Source organism: Wolbachia endosymbiont (group B) of Dolichovespula media, from assembly GCF_947179505.1.
Classification (GTDB): Bacteria; Pseudomonadota; Alphaproteobacteria; order Rickettsiales; family Anaplasmataceae; genus Wolbachia.
In genome coordinates, this window is record NZ_CAMXBR010000001.1 from 131,492 (window position 1) to 150,909 (window position 19,418).

15 protein-coding genes are annotated in these 19,418 nt (G+C 34.8%); 5 read left to right on the forward strand and 10 right to left on the reverse strand.

Going from position 1 to position 19,418, the window contains the following annotated elements; all coding sequences use genetic code 11:
• Positions 1-411: 411 nt before the first annotated feature.
• The 7 genes from cgtA to OM967_RS00695 form a co-directional block, all read right to left on the reverse strand.
• A complete protein-coding gene (gene cgtA, locus OM967_RS00660; protein WP_211908008.1) occupies positions 412-1,425 on the reverse strand; it encodes an Obg family GTPase CgtA in 1,014 nt (337 codons plus the stop codon).
• Entirely contained in the window at positions 1,413-2,687 is a 1,275-nt protein-coding gene (eno, locus tag OM967_RS00665) for a phosphopyruvate hydratase (RefSeq protein ID WP_211908007.1), read from the reverse strand. The genes cgtA and eno overlap by 13 nt, the downstream gene beginning before the upstream one ends.
• A 336-nt stretch (positions 2,688-3,023) precedes the next feature.
• The gene (locus OM967_RS00675; protein WP_211908005.1) at positions 3,024-4,022 is read right to left on the reverse strand and encodes a glutamate ligase domain-containing protein; all 999 of its coding nucleotides are present in this window, start codon (positions 4,020-4,022) and stop codon (positions 3,024-3,026) included.
• Positions 4,023-4,031: 9 nt separating this feature from the next.
• Positions 4,032-4,643 (reverse strand): SURF1 family protein, encoded by a 612-nt coding sequence (locus OM967_RS00680; protein WP_052264983.1) that lies wholly within the window; start codon positions 4,641-4,643, stop codon positions 4,032-4,034.
• Between the two features lies 1 nt (position 4,644).
• Complete coding sequence (gene bfr, locus OM967_RS00685) at positions 4,645-5,121, reverse strand: bacterioferritin (protein WP_010406741.1); 477 nt, start codon at positions 5,119-5,121, stop codon at positions 4,645-4,647.
• A gap of 53 nt (positions 5,122-5,174) precedes the next feature.
• A complete protein-coding gene (locus tag OM967_RS00690; RefSeq protein WP_064085312.1) occupies positions 5,175-5,648 on the reverse strand; it encodes an RDD family protein in 474 nt (157 codons plus the stop codon).
• Positions 5,648-6,289, reverse strand: a complete 642-nt coding sequence (locus OM967_RS00695; protein ID WP_211908004.1) for an HAD family hydrolase — start codon at positions 6,287-6,289, stop codon at positions 5,648-5,650. The genes OM967_RS00690 and OM967_RS00695 overlap by 1 nt, the downstream gene beginning before the upstream one ends.
• Before the next feature lie 142 nt (positions 6,290-6,431).
• Here OM967_RS00695 and OM967_RS00700 point away from each other — a divergent pair, with 142 nt between their 5' ends.
• From OM967_RS00700 to OM967_RS00710, 3 genes are all read left to right on the forward strand, one after another.
• Positions 6,432-7,616, forward strand: coding sequence for a hypothetical protein (locus OM967_RS00700; protein WP_264337350.1), 1,185 nt, complete (start codon positions 6,432-6,434; stop codon positions 7,614-7,616).
• Between the two features lie 454 nt (positions 7,617-8,070).
• A complete protein-coding gene (locus OM967_RS00705; protein WP_264337351.1) occupies positions 8,071-8,649 on the forward strand; it encodes a hypothetical protein in 579 nt (192 codons plus the stop codon).
• A gap of 32 nt (positions 8,650-8,681) precedes the next feature.
• Entirely contained in the window at positions 8,682-9,311 is a 630-nt protein-coding gene (locus tag OM967_RS00710) for a hypothetical protein (RefSeq protein ID WP_246433160.1), read from the forward strand.
• Positions 9,312-9,332: 21 nt separating this feature from the next.
• Here the strand turns inward: OM967_RS00710 and fumC are convergent, their stop codons facing one another.
• The 3 genes from fumC to OM967_RS00725 form a co-directional block, all read right to left on the reverse strand.
• Positions 9,333-10,721, reverse strand: a complete 1,389-nt coding sequence (fumC, locus tag OM967_RS00715; protein ID WP_211908003.1) for a class II fumarate hydratase — start codon at positions 10,719-10,721, stop codon at positions 9,333-9,335.
• Positions 10,722-10,912: 191 nt separating this feature from the next.
• Entirely contained in the window at positions 10,913-12,322 is a 1,410-nt protein-coding gene (locus OM967_RS00720; RefSeq protein ID WP_264337353.1) for an ankyrin repeat domain-containing protein, read from the reverse strand.
• 214 nt (positions 12,323-12,536) lie between these two features.
• Complete coding sequence (locus OM967_RS00725; RefSeq protein WP_264337354.1) at positions 12,537-15,455, reverse strand: PD-(D/E)XK nuclease family protein; 2,919 nt, start codon at positions 15,453-15,455, stop codon at positions 12,537-12,539.
• A gap of 108 nt (positions 15,456-15,563) precedes the next feature.
• Between OM967_RS00725 and OM967_RS00730 the strand changes: the two genes are divergently transcribed.
• Both OM967_RS00730 and OM967_RS00735 read left to right on the forward strand, forming a co-directional pair.
• Positions 15,564-18,650, forward strand: coding sequence for a phosphoribosylformylglycinamidine synthase subunit PurL (locus OM967_RS00730; RefSeq protein WP_264337355.1), 3,087 nt, complete (start codon positions 15,564-15,566; stop codon positions 18,648-18,650).
• A gap of 281 nt (positions 18,651-18,931) precedes the next feature.
• Positions 18,932-19,240: a hypothetical protein gene (locus OM967_RS00735; protein WP_264337356.1), complete on the forward strand. Its 309-nt coding sequence runs from the start codon at positions 18,932-18,934 to the stop codon at positions 19,238-19,240.
• Positions 19,241-19,418 lie beyond the last annotated feature (178 nt).

A 19,418-nucleotide genomic window follows, 5' to 3' on the forward strand; every position in this document is an offset into this window, starting at 1 on the left:
TAAAAATTACTTCGCCTATTTATCTAATCTTAGTATAATCAAAGTAGAGGTATTTTTAGAGCTCAAAATCTATCTTCGTCTGCAGACTTTTTTATCAAATAATCAAACTCAGTAAAGAATGTAGCGTATCTTCTTCAGCGCAAATGGGTGCACACATATGCTTAATCTCTGTCGTATGTGCGTTACATTTTTTCTGTTCTTTATTAATAAATATGGGGGATTCTATGCCTAATTCTTAACAAAAAACTACTCAAATGCTTTTGTAGCTATTGAATTTCTGAATTCAAGAAAGCAAGAGACAGTGTGAGAAATGGCACAAGCCGAAAAAAAGATAAGTTGTGGAACAAAAAATGCAGACAACTGTGGAAAATTACCCACTGGAATCCAGACTTTGATTGTCAAATAAAAAATTCACATCTTAAAAGGATCATATACATCAATTTCCTTAGTTTTCACTTTCTCGTTTAATAATCTCAAGATGGGCTGTAAATCATCGTCGATTGATAAGCACAGTACTTCTCTATCAAGAAAACCGGCTAGGTGATTCCTTTTCTCAAGGATTTCTGTTTCTTCCAATAAGTCACATTTATTTAACACTACAATTTCCTCTTTTTCAATAAGATCGCTATTGTAAAGCTTCAGTTCATTATGTGTACAATTATAAGCTGAAATAATGTCATCGCGCGTTACATCAATTAAATGCAGTAAAATTTTGCACCTTTCTATGTGCCTTAAAAATTTGTGTCCGAGCCCAACTCCAAGATGAGCATCAGCGATTATTCCAGGAATATCTGCTATCACAATTTCGCTATAATCCACTTTTGCTACACCTAAATGTGGTCTTATAGTAGTAAATTCATAATCGCCTACTTTCGTATCAGAATTCGAGCAGCGGGTTAAAAATTTAGATTTACCTACATTTGGCATACCAATAATGCCAACATCAGATAGAACTTTTAGCTTCAATATTATATTTCTTTCTTCGCCGGGCTGACCATGGGTAAAATGTCTTGGTGCCCTATTAGTAGCAGATTTAAAGTTAGTATTTCCAAGCCCACCTTTTCCACCTTTCACTACTTGAAATTCCATGTCAGGTTTATCAAGATCTACTATTATTTCCTCACTTTCTTCATCGATTATTTGTGTACCAACTGGAACTTTAAGTATAATATCTTTTCCTGCTGTGCCAGATTTATCTCTACTCGTACCACTTTTTCCACTACTCGCTTTAATATGTCTTCGACAACGAAAATTAAGCAAAGTGTTGAGATTTGCATCACTGATGAAAATTATGTCTCCTCCCCTGCCCCCATTACCACCGTTTGGGCCACCAAATTCAACGAATTTTTCTCGACGAAAACTAGCACAGCCATCGCCACCATCACCTGCTTTTAAATATAATTTAACTTCATCTATGAAATCCATGCCAACCCGCGATAATATTTAGCATTTTCTCCTAATGAACTTTCTATTCTCATTAATTCATTATACTTTGCAAGCCTATCAGAACGCGACAGCGAGCCAGTCTTTATCTGCCCACAATTCGACGCAACTGATATGTGGGATATCGTTGTATCTTCTGTTTCACCTGAGCGGTGAGAAATAATAGCCCTGTAGCCATTTAATTTTGCCATTTCAATAGCAGCAAAAGTTTCCGTAAGTGTTCCTATCTGGTTTGGCTTGATTAGTACAGCATTTGCCATTTTCTCCTCTATTCCTTTACTTATTAGTTCACAATTTGTAACAAATAAATCATCTCCAACCAATTGAACTTTATTCCCAAGTTTTACAGTAAGTAATTTCCAACCTTCATAGTCGTCTTCATTCATTGCATCTTCTATAGAAATTATTGGATATTTGCCTACAAGGTCAAAATAATACTGAACCAATTCCTCTGAAGTGAGTTCTCTGTTTTCAAATTTATAAACTCCATCTTCATAAAAAGTAGATGCAGCAACATCAAGACCCAGTGCAAAGTGATTTTTCATCGAATAACCGGCAGATTCAACAGCCTGAATTATCAAATTAAGAGCTTCTTCAGTGCTTCCAATGTTTGGTGCAAAACCACCTTCATCTCCTACGTTTGTGCTATAACCTTTTTTCTTAAGAATGCTGCGCAAGTTATGAAATACCTCTGCAGATATTCTGATTGCTTCACTGAAAGTTTCAGCACCAACCGGAAGAATCATAAATTCTTGAAAATCGAGTTTATTATCTGCATGTACTCCACCATTAATGACGTTAATTAGCGGAACTGGCATCTGCTCTTCCCCTACTCCCAAATACTTATATAACGGCATTTTAAAGCTGTTTGCTGCTGCTTTTGCAACAGCAAGAGACACACCCAAAGTTGTATTTGCTCCAAGTTTAGATTTATTTTTTGTTCCATCTAGTTCAATTAAAACTTTATCAATTGCACTCTGGTTTGCTGCATCCATGCCAATGATTTTATTTGCTATCACTCCACTTACAGATTGAACAGCTTTCAGCACTCCTTTACCACAATACCTTTTTTCATCTTGATCTCTCAGCTCCAATGCTTCTAGTTTACCGGTCGAAGCCCCAGAAGGGACAGCGGCTCTACCTGTTGCTCCATCACATAGTTCTATTTCTACCTCAATTGTTGGGTAACCCCTGCTATCTAAAATTTCTCTTGCAAATACACTGCTGATCGTCTTTTTCATCATGCTAAACCTCCACTAGATTCACAATTGTGTTCACGTTCGGGAAATGTCACCCCAGCGCTGTAACATTTCAGTGTACGAACATTGTAACCTACAGATAAACAGATAATTTGAGTAACTAGATGGTGTCATTCCAGTGCTTGACACTGGAATCCAGTTTTTATTATACAGCCACTTATTTAAAGTTAAGTCTTCTGGATCCCAGTGTCTGGGCACTGGGATGACACCATTCTTAATGGAAGCTATCCCCATATCGCAATGTCTGTACAGTTGTTTGCCTAGACACTGGAATCCAGTTTTACTACACAATTTTATCATATAAATCACCAATGCTTAAGTTTATTTTACTAGCAGCAGCTTTGCAGTTTCTTTCGCTAGTTTAGCTATATTACTACCAGCACCAATAAATAATACTACATCTCCTGAACTTGTCGAATTACTAATAAAATGTGAAATGAGTAAAGCATCATTCATCATCTTCACATCATTAAACCCATTACTGATCAAGGCTTTTTGTATATCATCAATTCCACAGCCAGGAATAGGCTTATCTTCTGGAGGATGGACAGGAGTGAGAATTACATAATCAAACATCATGAAAATTCGTACGAACTCATCAAAAAAATTACGAATACGAGCAAAACGAAGCGGCTCGATAATTCCTGTTACCTTTCCTTTAGTGGTCAAACGTGCTGCTGCCAGGGTTGCTTGTATTTCATTTGGATGATGAGCATAGTCCTCAATTAACTTAACACCTTTAATATCGGCAATTAAAGAAAATCTCCTTGCTACTCCTTTAAATTCCAAAAGACCTTTTTTAATCTCTTCATCACTAATTCCAAGTTTCACTGCAACTGATATTGCAGCCAGGGCATTGCTAACTTTATGCATTCCTATTGCATTTGATAGCACTACATTCTTTATAATTCTGGTACAAGGTTGAATATCTTCTTTTTGTCTTTCGAGAGCGAGTTCTTTTAATCGAAACACCATATGTACATTATCATCATCAATTTCAATACGCTGAACTAACTTTCTAATTATATTAAATTTAGTCTCCCAATCTACCTCTGATAAATCACACTTTTCCTTCGTTATATGCCCTCTTAACATCTTCACTTCTTCCCATACTACCCCTTCTAGTATATCTGCGAGTATTGATTTGCTGTTACATTCACCAAAACGTTTTCCAGGACAACGATAGTAACTTCTTCCTCCCTTAGCATTACTCATTCCATAATAAACGGATTTGCAACACTGACATATCACTAACCCTTGTAATAAGTATTTTCTTCCACTTTGTTGCATTTTTTCTATTTGTAGCTTTTCTTTTTCCACACTGTATCTCTACGACTTATATATATTTTGCCTATAGTAAAATACGCACATAATGAGCCAAATCAAGGAAAGTGCAAACCAAGTAATTGCGTATTCAAGATGCTTTATTGGCTGTATAGTCAATTTGCCACCAAAATTATCTTGCCACAATATACATTTCTCTAGCTTAATACCTAGATCATTGGAGATTTCTTCTGTACTTAGGGTAAACCATGTATTTGAAGCAATATCATTTTTGATAAACCAATTTTTGCTACCATCACAATACAAAACGCCATCAGCAGCTACTTTTTCAATTTTTGCTTTTTCTTCTTTTTTTTCTCTGACTATTCCTTTATTTATTAACATGTAATGTCCATTGATAAGCAACATAGGAGACAGCACATGATAGCCACGTTGACCTGCGAAAACATATAGTTCTATATCACTTAAAATTCCGTCGATTTTAACGTTTCTGTAGTTAAACTTTGAAAGATTATCACTAGGCAGTAGATGAATAACTGGAAGATCCATATTTTTGATAATATTATTCTTCCAGCTCAATCTAAATAACTGCCATAACCCGAGTGAAAAAAGAAGTAAAAAAGGTATAATGAAAATAAATACTGTTTTTCTTAACACTCTATATTTGTGTTCTCAAGTAATTTTCAATACCCATAAGCTCAATAAGGTCAATCTGTTCTTTGATCCAATGTAAGTGCTCTTCCTCATTTTTCAGTAGTCCTTCTAATAACATTACACTCACGAAATCCTTTTCTTTTTCAGCAACGGAAATTGCCTCTTTGATTCCCTTGATACCTTCTTCTTCTAAGTTAGAATTATCTTCTAAGATTTTCTGCATTGTATCTTTTGTGAACTTTCCTTCATACTTTGAGATTTTATTTGTATCTTGAAAATTTGGCATGCCCTTAAGCAGTAAAATTCTTTCTGCCAGCCTATTTGCATGCTCAAGTTCTTCATTAAGCTCCTTTCTCATCTTTTCTGCAAGTTTATTGATTCCGCTATTTTTAAGAATCGCAGAATGCAAAAGATACTGGCGTACAGAAGTCAGCTCATTTGTAAGTAATTTATTTAAATGTTCTACTATTTCTTTATTCATAACCTTTCTTTAGCTAATATACCAATGTAATCTACATAACAATCAAGGCAACATCAATTCATTTTTCTCACAACAATCGTATCAAATAGCACATCATGAAATGCCTGTTTCCTCTGAGAGAAGCAAGCAACTAAATACCAACTGAAGGTAAGCATCACTATAATCACTTCTAGTGTACTTAAAGCATTTACTGATGTTTGAAAAAGTTTGATAAAGGTGATAATTGAATTATTTAGCATAGGAAGGAAAAACTGAGAGATAGTGCGATCAAATGCTAAGCTCAAACCTATTTTAGAACTATCTAAAGTGATAGTATATATATTCATTAACTGTTGACCAGGAGTTGCTTGAGCTGTTGAAGATATAAAATATGTAAAGTAGCCACAATTTATACACATGTATGACAGGTGCAAAATTAATGGAAAATCCCCTAATGACAACACAATTAGTAAGGTTGGAATTAATAAAATTGCTACATCTATTAAATATGCGCAAAAGCGCCTGTGTACACTAGCGATCTCTGTCATTACCACCTATCTTTCAAATACTTTACTATGAATTCTGTAAGTTTATTAAAATGTTGAAAATATAACAAATCTTCATAACCTCTTATTGATTGTCCGTATACAATAGGTAAGCAATTTGCATTTTGTGCACATAGAATGTCTGTGATGCTGTCACCAACAAAAAACACATTTTCTCTATTTACAGGTAGCGTACTCTCCTCCAGTGCAAACAGCAGTGGAGTTGCAGATGGTTTATCTTCTGCAGTATCACATGAGCCAACTACTCTTTCAAAGTAAGAATCTAGTTTAAAATAGGCAACTTCTTGACGTAAATTAGTATTTTTCTTATTGCTAACTATCGCTAGGTAAATATTGTGGCTTTTCAGTGTCTGCAGCATTTTCTCTACTCCTTCATTCAGAGTAATATTTTGTAACAATGCATTATCTAGGTATTTTTGATATATCTGGTTCGCTTTTTTCCACTGATCACCAAACAAATTGACCATGTAGCTCTTTCTTGATTCATGAGAATTTCTATCAACAACTTTACTGCCAGATCCCATCAAATCTAAAGTATGCTTAATGGCATTAGAAATATTATCTTGAGTATCAACTAAGGTATTATCCCAATCGAATACTACCGCTAATGGGCTATTTTTCATTTTTATATTGTTACGTATTTTAAGCTAATAAGTAAATGATATTTTGATGAAAAAAGCATAAATGAGGTGCTCCTTGTGTCTTAACCATTTTTACATAATTAACTAATATACTGATTTTAGTATAAGCTTTTATTTAGTAGGTATGACACAGCTTAAAGATACACCAGATATTGAGAAGAAATTCAAGGATGTCTTTGCTGGTGCTTTTCCAGAAGGTACGTCGCTGGAAGATAAAGTGAAGATTATCAATGAGTTCCGCCAGGAACTTAAAGCTCACAAAAGGCAAGTAACCAAAGAAAATCTCGAGAAAAGGTTAAAAGATATTTCTGCAGCAGATAATTTTTCACTAGAAGATAAAATCAAGACTATTGCAAAATTAAATCGTAGTCTTAGAGATCGAATGAACCGTGCAGCTAAAAAAGTAGCTAAAGATTTTGAAAAGATCGTCGAATTGAATCGGGAACTTAAAGATGTTTTTCCAGAAAATTCTTCATTGGAAGATAAAGTAAAAATTATTTTTGAATTGCACCGAGAGCTTAAAGCTCAAAAAGGGCGTAAAGATGAAGTGAAGATTATTAAAAAATTGATTCATAATCTTGAAGGTCGAATGGATCGTGCAGCAAAAAAAATAGCTGAAGATTTTAAAAAGATTGCTGGATTTAAACAGAAATTCGAAGGAAAAGACGTTTTTACAAGTAAAAAAGTTGCAGAGTTTGAAAGTAATAAAAAATCTCAAACTACATTAGAAGGCAAAATTTCTGATCAAAATAAACAAGAAAAGACCTCTGTACAAAAAGACAAAATTCGTGACTCAGTTAGTGAGGCAGATACTTCTGAAAAAGTTGCTTCAGAAAATAAAAACTTTGAACAAAAAAAGATTTCTTTTCAAACAGATACAGTAACTAAGTTACAACCTTCAGTAAGCAAAGATCCTATAAAAGATAAACCTAGCGACAAAAAGCCTGAAATTTCGTTAAAACAAGTCTCAGTGGATAGGAATGCTACAGAAAAAAAATCTAATAATAAAAAATCTCAGTTGAGTGAAAAGAAAAATATATCTCAACCGAAAGAAAATCAAAAAGAAGAAGGCTTTTTGGTACGTTTTCTGCAGAAAATATTCAAAAAACTTTTTGGTGAAGATAAAAAGAGTGTAGAGGATATAAAAGGAACTACTCAAAAAAGTACGCCAAATGATGAAGGGCAACAACAAAATAAGCTCCTTTCAAATCAAGACCAAAGCGCAAGTGAAAGTTTAAAGCAAATTGATAATCCATTGTTAACTCCTGTCACGAAAGTAGAAAAAACAAATACAGACCATAAAAGATAATTCGCCTTAGATTTCTTGCATAGTCTGGGGTCCAATTTGTCATCCTATGGCTTGACCATAGCTAAAAATCTAGATTCCAACGTCACACGCTAACTTAAATTATTCATAAAATTTGTTTCGGTAAACCTAATTTGGGTTAGCTATAGAAGGCAAAACAGACACAAATCAGGAAAATAAAAAAAATTATAGATTTTCTATTTTTATTATAAAAATAATTAATTTTTAAATACTTTATATTGATTTTGTCATCAAAGTTCATATAATATTAATATATTAACTTTGATGGTGGTAAAGAAATGCATGGTAGTATAAGCGACGAAGTGGTGAAAAATTTAGACAAGTTCACTTCTTATAGACAAGTAAATAAATTTAAAAAGATATTCAATAATCTTACCACTAACCATAAAATGAATATATAGAGTATGTTAAAGCAAAGCCTCAAGGCTCTAAAGCTATGTACGGCATACTAAATGCACTAGACAAGGAAGAAGCACTTTTAATCTTTAATCAGTTGCTTCAAGAGAATGAAAAGTTTGCTTTCAATACACTCGATTGTATTCATCCCAAATATACTTTATTTAAAATTCTATTTAATCAACTGAATCCCCAGCAAAAAGAAGATTATAAAGTAAATTTAGAGACAAAATCAACTGTCAAAGCTAAGCTTGTCCTAAAGAATTTTTACTTAAGCAATAAAGAGAGTTCAAGCAACTTAAGCACTGAAAACTCCAATGAACCGTTAGTACAAAACAGAGATGATTTGCCAGCAGCACATTTCTCTCTTATATCTCTTCCATCAGAGGAAACAGTTGTTGAACATCCATTTGATACTAGACTAGAACTTTCTTCTGACAAAGAGGATCAATCATGTAGCCAAACAGTAATTCCATTTCTGGGTTTTGCTGAATTCGATAATCAATTCTGCAATACTGTAACAGAAAATTCGACAGTTAGTAGTAGTTTAACGTCGAATTATAATATATCAGATAGCCTAGAAGGTGAGCAATTATCCCCAGAGTATTTAACTATTTGATAAATGGAGTAACTAGTCTGCAATCCTCAATTGTGGATGATTTGCCAGAGTTAAATTTATCTCCTATAACTCCTGAATTCGAGGAAACAGTTGTTGAACATACATTTGATAGTAGACCAGACTTTTCTTATGAAAATGAACCGTTAGTAAACAAAAGAAAAAGAGCTGAAGAGAATCAATTATATAGCCAAATAATTCGTTCAATAACTGGAAAACAGCGATCACAAGACTTGTGTTTTACAGCGTATAATAGTCTTACAGAATGTGAATTAGAAGAAATATGCACAGTGGAGCCACCAGCAAAGCGCCAATGCATATCAGTACCTTCATTTGAGGGTTTTGCTGAATTCGATAATCAATTCTGCAATATAGTACCAGAAGATTCAATAGTTAATGATAGTGCAGTGCCAGAAGAACATACTAGCCTGGAAGGTAAGCTAACTTTCCTAGACTCTCAAATAAATGGCGGAGAGCCATTAACTAGTCTGCAATCCTCAAATGTGAATCCATTGCCAGAGTTCAGTTTCTCTCTAAGCTCTGTTACACTAGATGAAATGGTTAAGAGATATGGCTTTAATCACAATGACCACGCTCTAAGTGATTTAGAAGAGGTATATGTAAAGCAACCAGCAAAGTTCCATACATATTACCACAATAACTAGGGACAAAAAAAAGGTGGTAGTTTAACCTACCATCTCCTCTGGTTTCACTATCCTTTCAAACTCCTCCTCAGTGAGCAGTTGAAGTTTTGCTGCTGCTTCTTTTAGAGTGATATTTTCTTTATAAGCAAGCTTCGCTATTTTTGCTGCATTGTCATATCCTATATGCGTATTTAATATAGTAACTAGCATTAACGACTGATTTAGTAAATCCTTTATTCTTTCTTCGTTTGCTCTAATATCAACTACGCATTTCTCTGCAAAATTTAAACTTGCATCAGCTAAAAGTCTTATAGACTGCAAAACATTGTAAATTATCACCGGCTTAAACACGTTCAATTCAAAGTGACCATTTGAGCCACCAATTGTCACGGCAACATGATTTCCCATAACTTGAGCACATACCATAGTCACCGCTTCGCATTGAGTTGGATTCACCTTACCCGGCATGATTGAAGAGCCAGGCTCATTTTCTGGTAACATTATTTCTCCAATTCCGCATCTTGGACCAGAACCAAGTAGCCTTATATCATTTGCAATTTTCATCAAGCTTACTGCTACTGTATTGAGTGCTCCACTGAGCTCAACTAAAGCATCATTTGCTGCTAGTGCTTCAAACTTATTTTTTGCTGAAATAAATGGAAAATTAGTGATTTTTGCCACTTCTTTAGCAAAATCCTCAGCAAAACCCTTTTTAGTATTGATTCCCGTGCCAACCGCGGTGCCACCTTGTGCAAGTTCATATACATTGATCAGAGTTGACTTTACTCTCTCTATTCCCTTTTTAATCTGAACTGCATAGCCAGAAAATTCCTGCCCAAGTGTTAGAGGAGTTGCATCTTGCAGATGAGTACGCCCTACTTTTATTATATCTTTAAATTCATGAACCTTATTATTTAGCGCTTTATATAATTCTTCAAGATTGGGAATAAGCAAGCGGTTTATTTGCTCTGTTACTGCTATATGCATTGCTGTTGGAAAAGTGTCATTTGATGACTGACCACAGTTTACATGATCATTTGGATGCACTGGAGACTTACTACCTAAATCACCGCCCAAAATTTCTATTGCACGATTGCTGATCACTTCATTCATATTCATGTTAGTCTGAGTTCCAGACCCGGTTTGCCAAACAACAAGTGGAAATTGATTATTAAATTTACCGTCTATTATTTCCTTTGCAGCTGAGCAGATTGCATCCCCTACTCTATTATCTATGCTACCCTGCTTCATGTTAACACGTGCTGCTGCAAGTTTTACTATTGCTAGCGCTTTAATCAGAAACTCTGGCATTTTCTCTGTACCAATTTTGAAATTTTCCAAAGAACGCTGAGTCTGCGCTCCCCAGTAATGTTCACTTGGTACTTTTACTTCTCCTAAGCTATCTGATTCTATTCTAACTTTTTTATCCATATTTCCTCATTCTAGTGTTTGACATTACCTACATATATGATTAGTTAAATCAAATTGTATTTCAGTGTCAAGTTGAGACATTTTTAGTGAAGACCTTAGAAAACTTTCAAGCCATATCTTTTGCTTCTATTATTTTTTTATTGTTATTAAGGCAATCATGCAACCTTAATCAATAAACCTACTTTCACTCTCTATAAGGCTATTCTACTTAGAGCTTGAATAGTGAAAACATCTTTAAGCGCAGAAGCTATACCTTTGTTTGCTTTCTCTTTTTTTACTTCTACAATCATATAACCCAACATTGCACCTAACGCTAGACTAACGGTCGCTGATGCTGCACAAACTGTAATCACTGCTCCCGCAGAATATGATATTGTCATACCGGCAACATAACCTATTGCACCACTCACGCCAATGCAGACGTATTTCTTCCGCAGTTCTTTTTGTATGTAACCTTTCAGATATTCTTTTACATCTAAATGCCCGTTTCTAGTAGCATAATTCAGAGCAGTGTTTTCATAGCCATCTTTCACATTAACATTTGCTTTTGCTGTTTCTATCAGGTACTTTACTACCTCTAAATAGCCACTTCCAGCAGCCCACATTAGAGCAGTTCTTCCATAGTGATCTGTTGAATTAATATCTTCTTTCTGTTTTTCTATCAGGTATCTTACTGTTTCTAATTGACCATTTTTGGCAGCTGAAAATAATCCTGCATGATTGTTAATCATTTGTGCAAATGATAATGTTTTTAGTTTAGGGGATTGTAACTCTTGAGTATTAAAGTTTAATTGTGCTGGAACAATTTCTACTTCAAGCTCTACATGTTCTCTTGTGAAACGATCAAGTAGGCTTTTTACCTGATCAATTGTTTGAATTCTTACCTTATAATACCGCAATAAAGAATTGATTATTTCCCTGTTGTTAAGAAAAAATATCACTAATTCTATTTTACCTGTTAAATCTTTAGCATAAATTGAGTATTCTATATTTAATCTATCTTGTGAAATATTTTGTATTGTCTCACTCCCTGTCCAAATTCTTACCTGGTCATCAATGCCCTTACTTACAAGAAAATTATATAATTCACTATCTTCTTCCTTCATTTTATTGAGCTCATCCTTACAGTTATACCAATAAGATGATAACTCTGGTATACAAGTAGGAAGAGGCAAGCGAGGTATTGACATATCAAGATTAGCTATTAAATGATATCTAGTTAGAAGCTTTGCTACCTCCTTATGGCCATTTACAATAGCATATGTTAGGGCAGAGAATTGACCTTTACGTTTTTTCACATTTAAATCAGCTCCATTTGCTATTAGAAGTTGTACTACCTCAAGATGACCATGGGCAGCAGCATGAATTAGAGCAGTTATGTTTCCCGGAGATTCTGCATTAACATTTGCTCCCTCTTCTATCAAGTATTGTAATATCTCTAGTTGACCATTTTCAGCAGCCCATATTAAAGCAGTTCTCCCATAATCATCATCTATTGTATTAATAATTGCTCCACCCTGTATAGCTTGCTGAACAAAATCTAGCTGTCCTTTTTTAGCAGCATCAATTAGCTGCGCATTTAGCTGTTTTTGTGATGGCATATACCCCTCCTAAAAAAATATACAATTTAAAGCTATTTTAGCCACTATTCAAGTTTTAATGGCTAAAATTGATTGAATCACTTTTTAGTGTTTTTTTATGGTTGTTTGAATCTAGCAAAGATGAGTCTATATCACAATCTAGTAATTCTCCTACTGCACTTAGTAAACCAGCTGTACAACCAGCTATTTTGATCTGGATGAGAGGAGATATAATTTATAACCACTCCCCTATCCTTTCTAGTTGTTTGTAGCTGTTAAATCTCAGGAATTTATCAAAATAAGGAGAGGCAATGAAGGGAGTAGTATCTCTTAAATAATTAGATAAGAAATCTGGTAGAATATTCTGAAATTCATGCATTTTTTGTCTATAATCTTTCAAAGCAATAACCTTTATTTTATCATAATCAAGTTTCCAATAAGCAAGCTCCGAGACTTCTTTTTTTGTTGTGTATTCCACTGCTAAAGCTTGTAAAATTAATTGCGGGAAAAATCCTGACATAACTTCCTCATTGGAAGGTGGTGAACCAAGTTTATAGTCTATAATTGCTACTTGCCCACCTGGTAGATACTCAACTCTATCACATCTTGCTGTCAGTGAAATTTCTTCTGTCATTCGAGTATCTGACCAGCTCTTATTACACAATTGTCTGGTGTGTTCATTTGCAATCAAATTTTCTGGATCCAAGTAGTCAAGCACTGGGATGACACCCTTCTTCTTAGTGGAAGTTGTACAGCATCCGCGCAGTTGTGTGTCACGCGCTGGAATATGAAATATCGGATAGGAAAAGCTCTTCTCCAACTCAACTTGATTGTTTCCAGTCCTATCAAACTCAACAAAAGATTGAATTATCCTCTGCAACCTTACCCACCACATATTTGAAAAGTGGAATCGATTAGACGAGAATATTTCTCGTGTAATACTCATCAGCGACTTTTCGTTGCGTAAATATCTTGCAAAAATATTGTGTACCATAGTGCCAAACTCCAATATCGATGGCTTAAAATTTAAGTCTTTCAACTGTCTAAGGTTCAGTATGTATTCAACATAAAATGAATAAGGGTTACGAATCAGTTTTTCTACCGCACTGCAAGACATCACTTGCATTTTTTCTTCTCTGACTTTGGCTTGAGGTTTTGGCATAGGCTGAGTACATGGAACAATGCACTCAGGTGTATTTAATATTCTTAGCCAATTGCGATAAGGATATTTTGGTTCTTGTAACAGAACCTCCAAACGGCGCAATAGAATTGATTTTCTATCACTCACTAGCCTCGTAATATAAACCTTGCCGGCACCAAATAAATTGCGCAAAGTATACAAAAAGTACCCTTGCTCTTCTTGCACAGAAGGAAGGTTAAATTTTTCTCTATTCAGTGCACTCAAAAACGGATTCTGAAAATTTGGTATATCATTAAATCCAGCAAGTATTACAACTTTATTTTGATATAAGCTAAATTTATCAAAGTTATTTTCTGGAGAAAAAAACTTCCTTTTTAAAAATAATATCAGGATTTGACTATATAACTCTAAGGAACACTCAATTGCTATACCGTCACATGCATTTAAGAAATCACGAGTAAAATTACCTATTTCACCATTTAGCTCTAGAAAATTCACATTAGAAAGCACATTAACACACTGTAAATGAGCTGCTGCTATATCAGAAATAGGATAATTTATAAGATTAAGTAAAAGATTAAATATAGTTTCTAATCTACTGATAATAATTAATATATCTTCTTTATATCTTAGCTTTTTACAAGTACTAATAGCGTTGATAATATCCTTAAGACCACTTATATCAAAGCTACGCAATACTTCTATCTCAAACTCAGATAAAATACGAGTGTACTTTTCTTGAGCGTAACCAAAAGTCACTAGCCTATGTTTAAGAAGAGAAAGCAATGCTACACCGTTCCATTTTGAGTTCAAAATCTCAATACTATAAAGCAGAAGCGTCACATAAGAATAGTTTTTCGATATGGGGCACACCATACGAACTGCAAGTAATTTATCAAAAACAAACAAAGAAACGTTTTCATAACCTTCATTCTCCATAATTAGTGACGTCACCTGTGCTTCTTCCTCTCTGGAATCACAAGTGATGACTTCAATATTGCCAATATATCCATTACTAACTTTACTTAGATCGGCAGTTGTATCAAAGACATAATCTAGTTCAGGACTGCCTGTCATCCCAGCCCTCTGATTTTTAGTGTACGAACATTGTAATTTGCAGGTAATTTGAGTAGTAGATGATGTCATTCCAGTGCTTGACACTGGAATCCAGTTTCTATTGTACAGCCACCTGGTGCACTCATTTAAAGTTAAGTTTTCTGGATCCGAGTGTCTGGGTACTGGAATGACATCAGAACACGCTTCTGGCAGAAAACTTACATCCTCTCTGCCTATACTTAAATAATCGAGCAGATCTTTCAGGCAATATTGATAATGTTTTTTATCAAGTGATTGCCAATCTTTCTCTTTAATTTTCAAATTCAGATTAGGTAAAATTATCTTTCCAAATGGCAGGTCGTATACAGCTTTAATCAACAACTTATAAATCTCCTCCTTTCCAATTCCAATAAAGATCATATGCTGATCTTTCTTCAGGGAGGCTATCATATTGTTTATGTAGTCACTCTTATGCTTTAGTATATCTACTACTCCTAAACTTTTTAAAGTATTACTCCAAGTTTTGATAAGTAAGTTTATGAAATTCTCCATTTTCTTCGAATGCTCATCAAGCTGATAACAATCCGCTATTTGGGTATATTGAAGTAATGACGGCAAACTGTAAACTAGATCGATTGGAAAACTATCATTGTGTTTTTTATTCCACTCCAATATAAATTGAATGAGTAGCAGCGTTCTCTTTGTCGGGTTAATAACTTTAACTCTATCAAGATTTAATATTAAATCTTCTTCATCAATGTTTTCTAGTGAAACTATCTCTGGCAAAATTATAGTTCTGTAATTCTTGAATGCACTCAGCAATGCTATCACATCCCTCTTGCAGGGAAGTATGATCTTTATCTCGGGAATTTTTTCTCTTTCATATTCAGAAAATATGTGCTGAACCAGAACATCAAAAAGGGACTCATTCACATTAACAGTAAAAACTCTTCCCACTAACAGTAACAATTAATACAACACTTTTATTGTATAGAAATTATTTAAAATATAAATGTGCTCGCAGTTTCTTATGCTATGATATATTAAAGTCTTTTACAATATTACATGGCAAACATCAGAATAGAAGTTTTTAATAAATGTGAACAAGTTGGCCGCAGAAGGGTAGTTAATGTTTACTTGATTTACATAAGCAAAGAATTACCATCAAAATTACATGAAGAAATTTGTGGGCTATTTTATAATAAAGTCATACAAGACTGCCGTTATTATTCCTACAATGAAAACCTTGAAAAAGTTCAATATAACTTCATAGAATCACAAGCAAAATGGGGCTTGGAGATAAGCTTTTTACCTGGCATGACCGATAACGTAGGAAACACGGCAAAACAAATTGTTAGAGAATATCTAATGAGCAAAGGCCACATTGATGAAAGTGTTTCTATCAAGGCAAGAAGTTCAAAATTGATTCTAAGTCAAGGAGGTTTTCCAACCGAAGATGACATAAAACAGGAATTCAATCCTATTACTGAATATTGCACACTTGTCTATAAAGAAAACGGCAATTGCCATTGGAAGTATTACAGTAAACCAAATACCCCACCTGGTGTCATTACAGCGCGTGACCAGGAAAAAAAAGAATGGATTCCAGTGTCAAGCACTGGGATGACACCAGGTAATAGTGGAGCAAAATCTGTCAAACTCAATGTAAGTGACCAAGAGCTTGAAAAAATCAGCAGAGATGGAATCGATGGTAATGGCACGTTAGGGCTCTCGCTGGCAGCAATGAAAGCTATAAAGGATTACTTTGAAAAACTCGGTAGAAATCCATATGATATTGAACTTGAGTCTCTGGCACAGACTTGGTCTGAACATTGTAAACACAATATTTTTTGCTCCCCTATTGATGAAATAAAAGATGGTCTATATGCTCATTATATTAAGCGTGCAACGCGTGAGATAAATTCTAACATATGCGTGTCAGTTTTCTCCGACAACGCAGGAGGAATAATTTTTGATGACGATTACTTGATTGTAGATAAAGTTGAAACTCACAATAGTCCTTCAGCTCTCGATCCGTTCGGTGGAGCAATGACTGGAGTGCTTGGAGTTAATCGAGATATAGTCGGTTTTGGCAAAGGTGCAGAACCTATAATGAATACTTATTACTTTTGCTTTGCCAAAGAATCAAAAGGCAAACTTTATAGAGATAAAGAGCGTACTGATAAAATCTTACCACCAAAATATATAATGAAAGAAGTGATTCACGGTGTTAATGTTGCTGGTAATTGCTCCGGTATTCCAACGCAACTTGGATCGGTATACTTTGACGATAGATTCTGTGGAAAGCCATTAGTTTTTGTTGGAAGCATCGGAATTATTCCACGGAATATAAATAATGCACCTTCACACATAAAAGAACCCAAAAACGGTGATAAAATCGTAATTATTGGTGGAAGAGTTGGAAGGGACGGAATTCACGGTGCAACTTTTTCTTCAGAGGCATTGTCGGGAAATAGCCCTTCAACAATTGTGCAAATTGGTGATCCTATAACACAAAAAAAATTATCCAACGCCGTCGTAAAAGCAAGAGATCTTGGTCTTTATAATGCAATAACGGATAATGGAGCAGGCGGTCTATCATCGTCCATTGGTGAAATGGGAAAAGACGGATTTGAAGTTGATTTGAGCAAGGTTCTCCTTAAAAACGATGGTATGGCTCCGTGGGAAATATGGATATCAGAATCACAAGAGAGAATGACCTTAGCAGTGCCAGAAGAAAATCTTCCTGCGTTTAAGCAAATCATGAAAACACATGATGTGGAGGTCTGTGTAATTGGAGAATTCAACAAAAGTGGCAAAGCCGTTGTTAAATGTCCCCCAGGGGCAGTAATAATGGACATCGAAACTGAATTTCTGCATGATGGTAATCCTAAAATGCATTTACAGACAAATCCATGGTCTGGAAAATCTAACCCATACGCTGTCATTCCAGAATTCTCTCCTGTTATCCCAGTGCTTGACACTGGAACCCAGCAGGCTTTTTCTGCAAATAAATCTAAAACTTTATGTAAAAATACGTGCGATGGCAGAGTTGAGCTTGAGATAGATTCCAGTGTCAAGCACTGGAATGACACCTTTGCACTAAAAGAAATGCTAAGCAGACCAAACATACGCAGCAAAGAGTTTATAGTGGTGCAATATGACCATGAGGTTCAAGGATCGTCAATACTGAAACCACTGCAAGGCAAGGGAAGAGTGTGCAGTGAAGCTGTTGTCTCGAGGCCAGTCCTTTCTTCAAACAAAGGTGTTGTAAAATCGCAGGGATTTGGCTCAAGTTATGGAGAAATTGACACTTATCACATGGCAGCATGTGCGATTGACACTGCAATACGTAACTACGTAGCTGCAGGAGGAAATATAAATCATCTAGCGTTGCTCGACAATTTTTGCTGGTGTGATGCTTATAATCCAGAAAGGCTGTGGCAACTAAAGAGAGCTGCAGAGGCTTGTTACAACTTTGCAACTGCATTTAAAACGCCATTTATATCCGGAAAAGATAGTATGTTTAACGACTTTAAGGGATATGATGAAAATGGCGAGAAAGTGATGATATCTGCACCACCTTCACTACTCATTTCAGCAATTGGAGTTATAGACAATATTGAAAATGCGGTATCGCTTGATGTGAAAATGCCAGGGGACTTGATATATGTGCTTGGTACAACCCACGATGAGCTTGGTAAATCTGAATATCAGTTATATAGTGGAATAGATAATAACAACGTGCCAAAAGTTCATGCAAAGAGCGCTAGGAAGTTGTATGAACGTTACAACCAGGCAATAAAAGATGGCATAATTGTCTCTGCAATTGCACCAAACTTAGGCGGCTTAATTATTGCTCTGGCAAAATCGCTAATTGCAGGAGACCTTGGTGCTGAAATTGATCTTTCACTAGTACCAATAGGAAAAACACAAAATACAGACATAATAAACAAGATAATAATGTTTTCTGAATCGCAAAGTAGAATATTAGTAACCATTGCCCCGCAAAATCAGCGGAAGTTTGAAGAATTGTTTAAAGGTATAGTTTTTTCATGTATTGGAAAAGTGACAAAGGAGAAAGCTCTCAATATAAAGGATATTATAAGAATAGATTTGAAAGACTTAGGTACTAGTTTAAATAACTTTTGATTACGCTAGACAAATTTTTCATTATGTGTAATGTCTGATTAAAGTAAATGCATGTTATTAAATTTAGGTAGGTGATTATGTCCATTTTATCAATACTCTTGCTTATCAGTCTTTCTTTACTTAACACTTCAAATAAATTAATGATATGTGCTACCTTATTTGTGGGAGCTACTTTAGTTGTAAACTCAATGGTTGAGTTTCATGGTAGAAGCAAAGCTACTTACAGCTTAATAGTGTGTACAGTGATATGCTGTCTTTTTAAATTGCAAAATTTTAGTTTTATGATACTGGTTCTATATACTGCAATTTTAATCTCTCTTCTCTCAAGCATAGTTGTTTTTGAAGAACTAAAGTCGAAATTGAATTTTCATATGGCAAATTTCATCACTTTAATTATAGCATCGGTCATTGATAGTACGATTATTTGTGTTGGACTACTATACAAAATTTCTGCAGGTAAATGCTTATCAATATATATTAAAGATTTAATTTTCAAGTTTTCCTATGCATCGATATTGAGTATCTGCTTGTTTATAGGAATGTATTTATTCTCCTTGGCAAGCAAGAAGTATTTTAAGGTTTCTGCATAACCCGTCTTCTGATATAGCCAAAATAGTTTAGATTTAACTATAACCGTCATTCCGCTATTTGTTAGCAGTTTGGCAGTATAATGTGAAAAGCTCTTATTCGGATAGCGGTTCTAAAATCAAAGTAATTGGAAACTGTTAACTTAAGTTATCCTTTAAGAGAGCTAGTACAATTTCTTAC

What these genes read in the sequence shown, in the direction of transcription:
- cgtA (WP_211908008.1), bottom strand. Translation starts at nt 1,425, where the DNA reads ATGGATTTCATAGATGAAGTTAAATTATATTTAAAAGCAGGTGATGGT.
- eno (WP_211908007.1), bottom strand. Translation starts at nt 2,687, where the DNA reads ATGATGAAAAAGACGATCAGCAGTGTATTTGCAAGAGAAATTTTAGAT.
- bfr (WP_010406741.1), bottom strand. Translation starts at nt 5,121, where the DNA reads ATGAATAAAGAAATAGTAGAACATTTAAATAAATTACTTACAAATGAG.
- OM967_RS00690 (WP_064085312.1), bottom strand. Translation starts at nt 5,648, where the DNA reads ATGACAGAGATCGCTAGTGTACACAGGCGCTTTTGCGCATATTTAATA.
- OM967_RS00695 (WP_211908004.1), bottom strand. Translation starts at nt 6,289, where the DNA reads ATGAAAAATAGCCCATTAGCGGTAGTATTCGATTGGGATAATACCTTA.
- OM967_RS00700 (WP_264337350.1), top strand. Translation starts at nt 6,432, where the DNA reads ATGACACAGCTTAAAGATACACCAGATATTGAGAAGAAATTCAAGGAT.
- OM967_RS00705 (WP_264337351.1), top strand. Translation starts at nt 8,071, where the DNA reads ATGTACGGCATACTAAATGCACTAGACAAGGAAGAAGCACTTTTAATC.
- fumC (WP_211908003.1), bottom strand. Translation starts at nt 10,721, where the DNA reads ATGGATAAAAAAGTTAGAATAGAATCAGATAGCTTAGGAGAAGTAAAA.
- OM967_RS00720 (WP_264337353.1), bottom strand. Translation starts at nt 12,322, where the DNA reads ATGCCATCACAAAAACAGCTAAATGCGCAGCTAATTGATGCTGCTAAA.
- OM967_RS00730 (WP_264337355.1), top strand. Translation starts at nt 15,564, where the DNA reads ATGGCAAACATCAGAATAGAAGTTTTTAATAAATGTGAACAAGTTGGC.
- OM967_RS00735 (WP_264337356.1), top strand. Translation starts at nt 18,932, where the DNA reads ATGATACTGGTTCTATATACTGCAATTTTAATCTCTCTTCTCTCAAGC.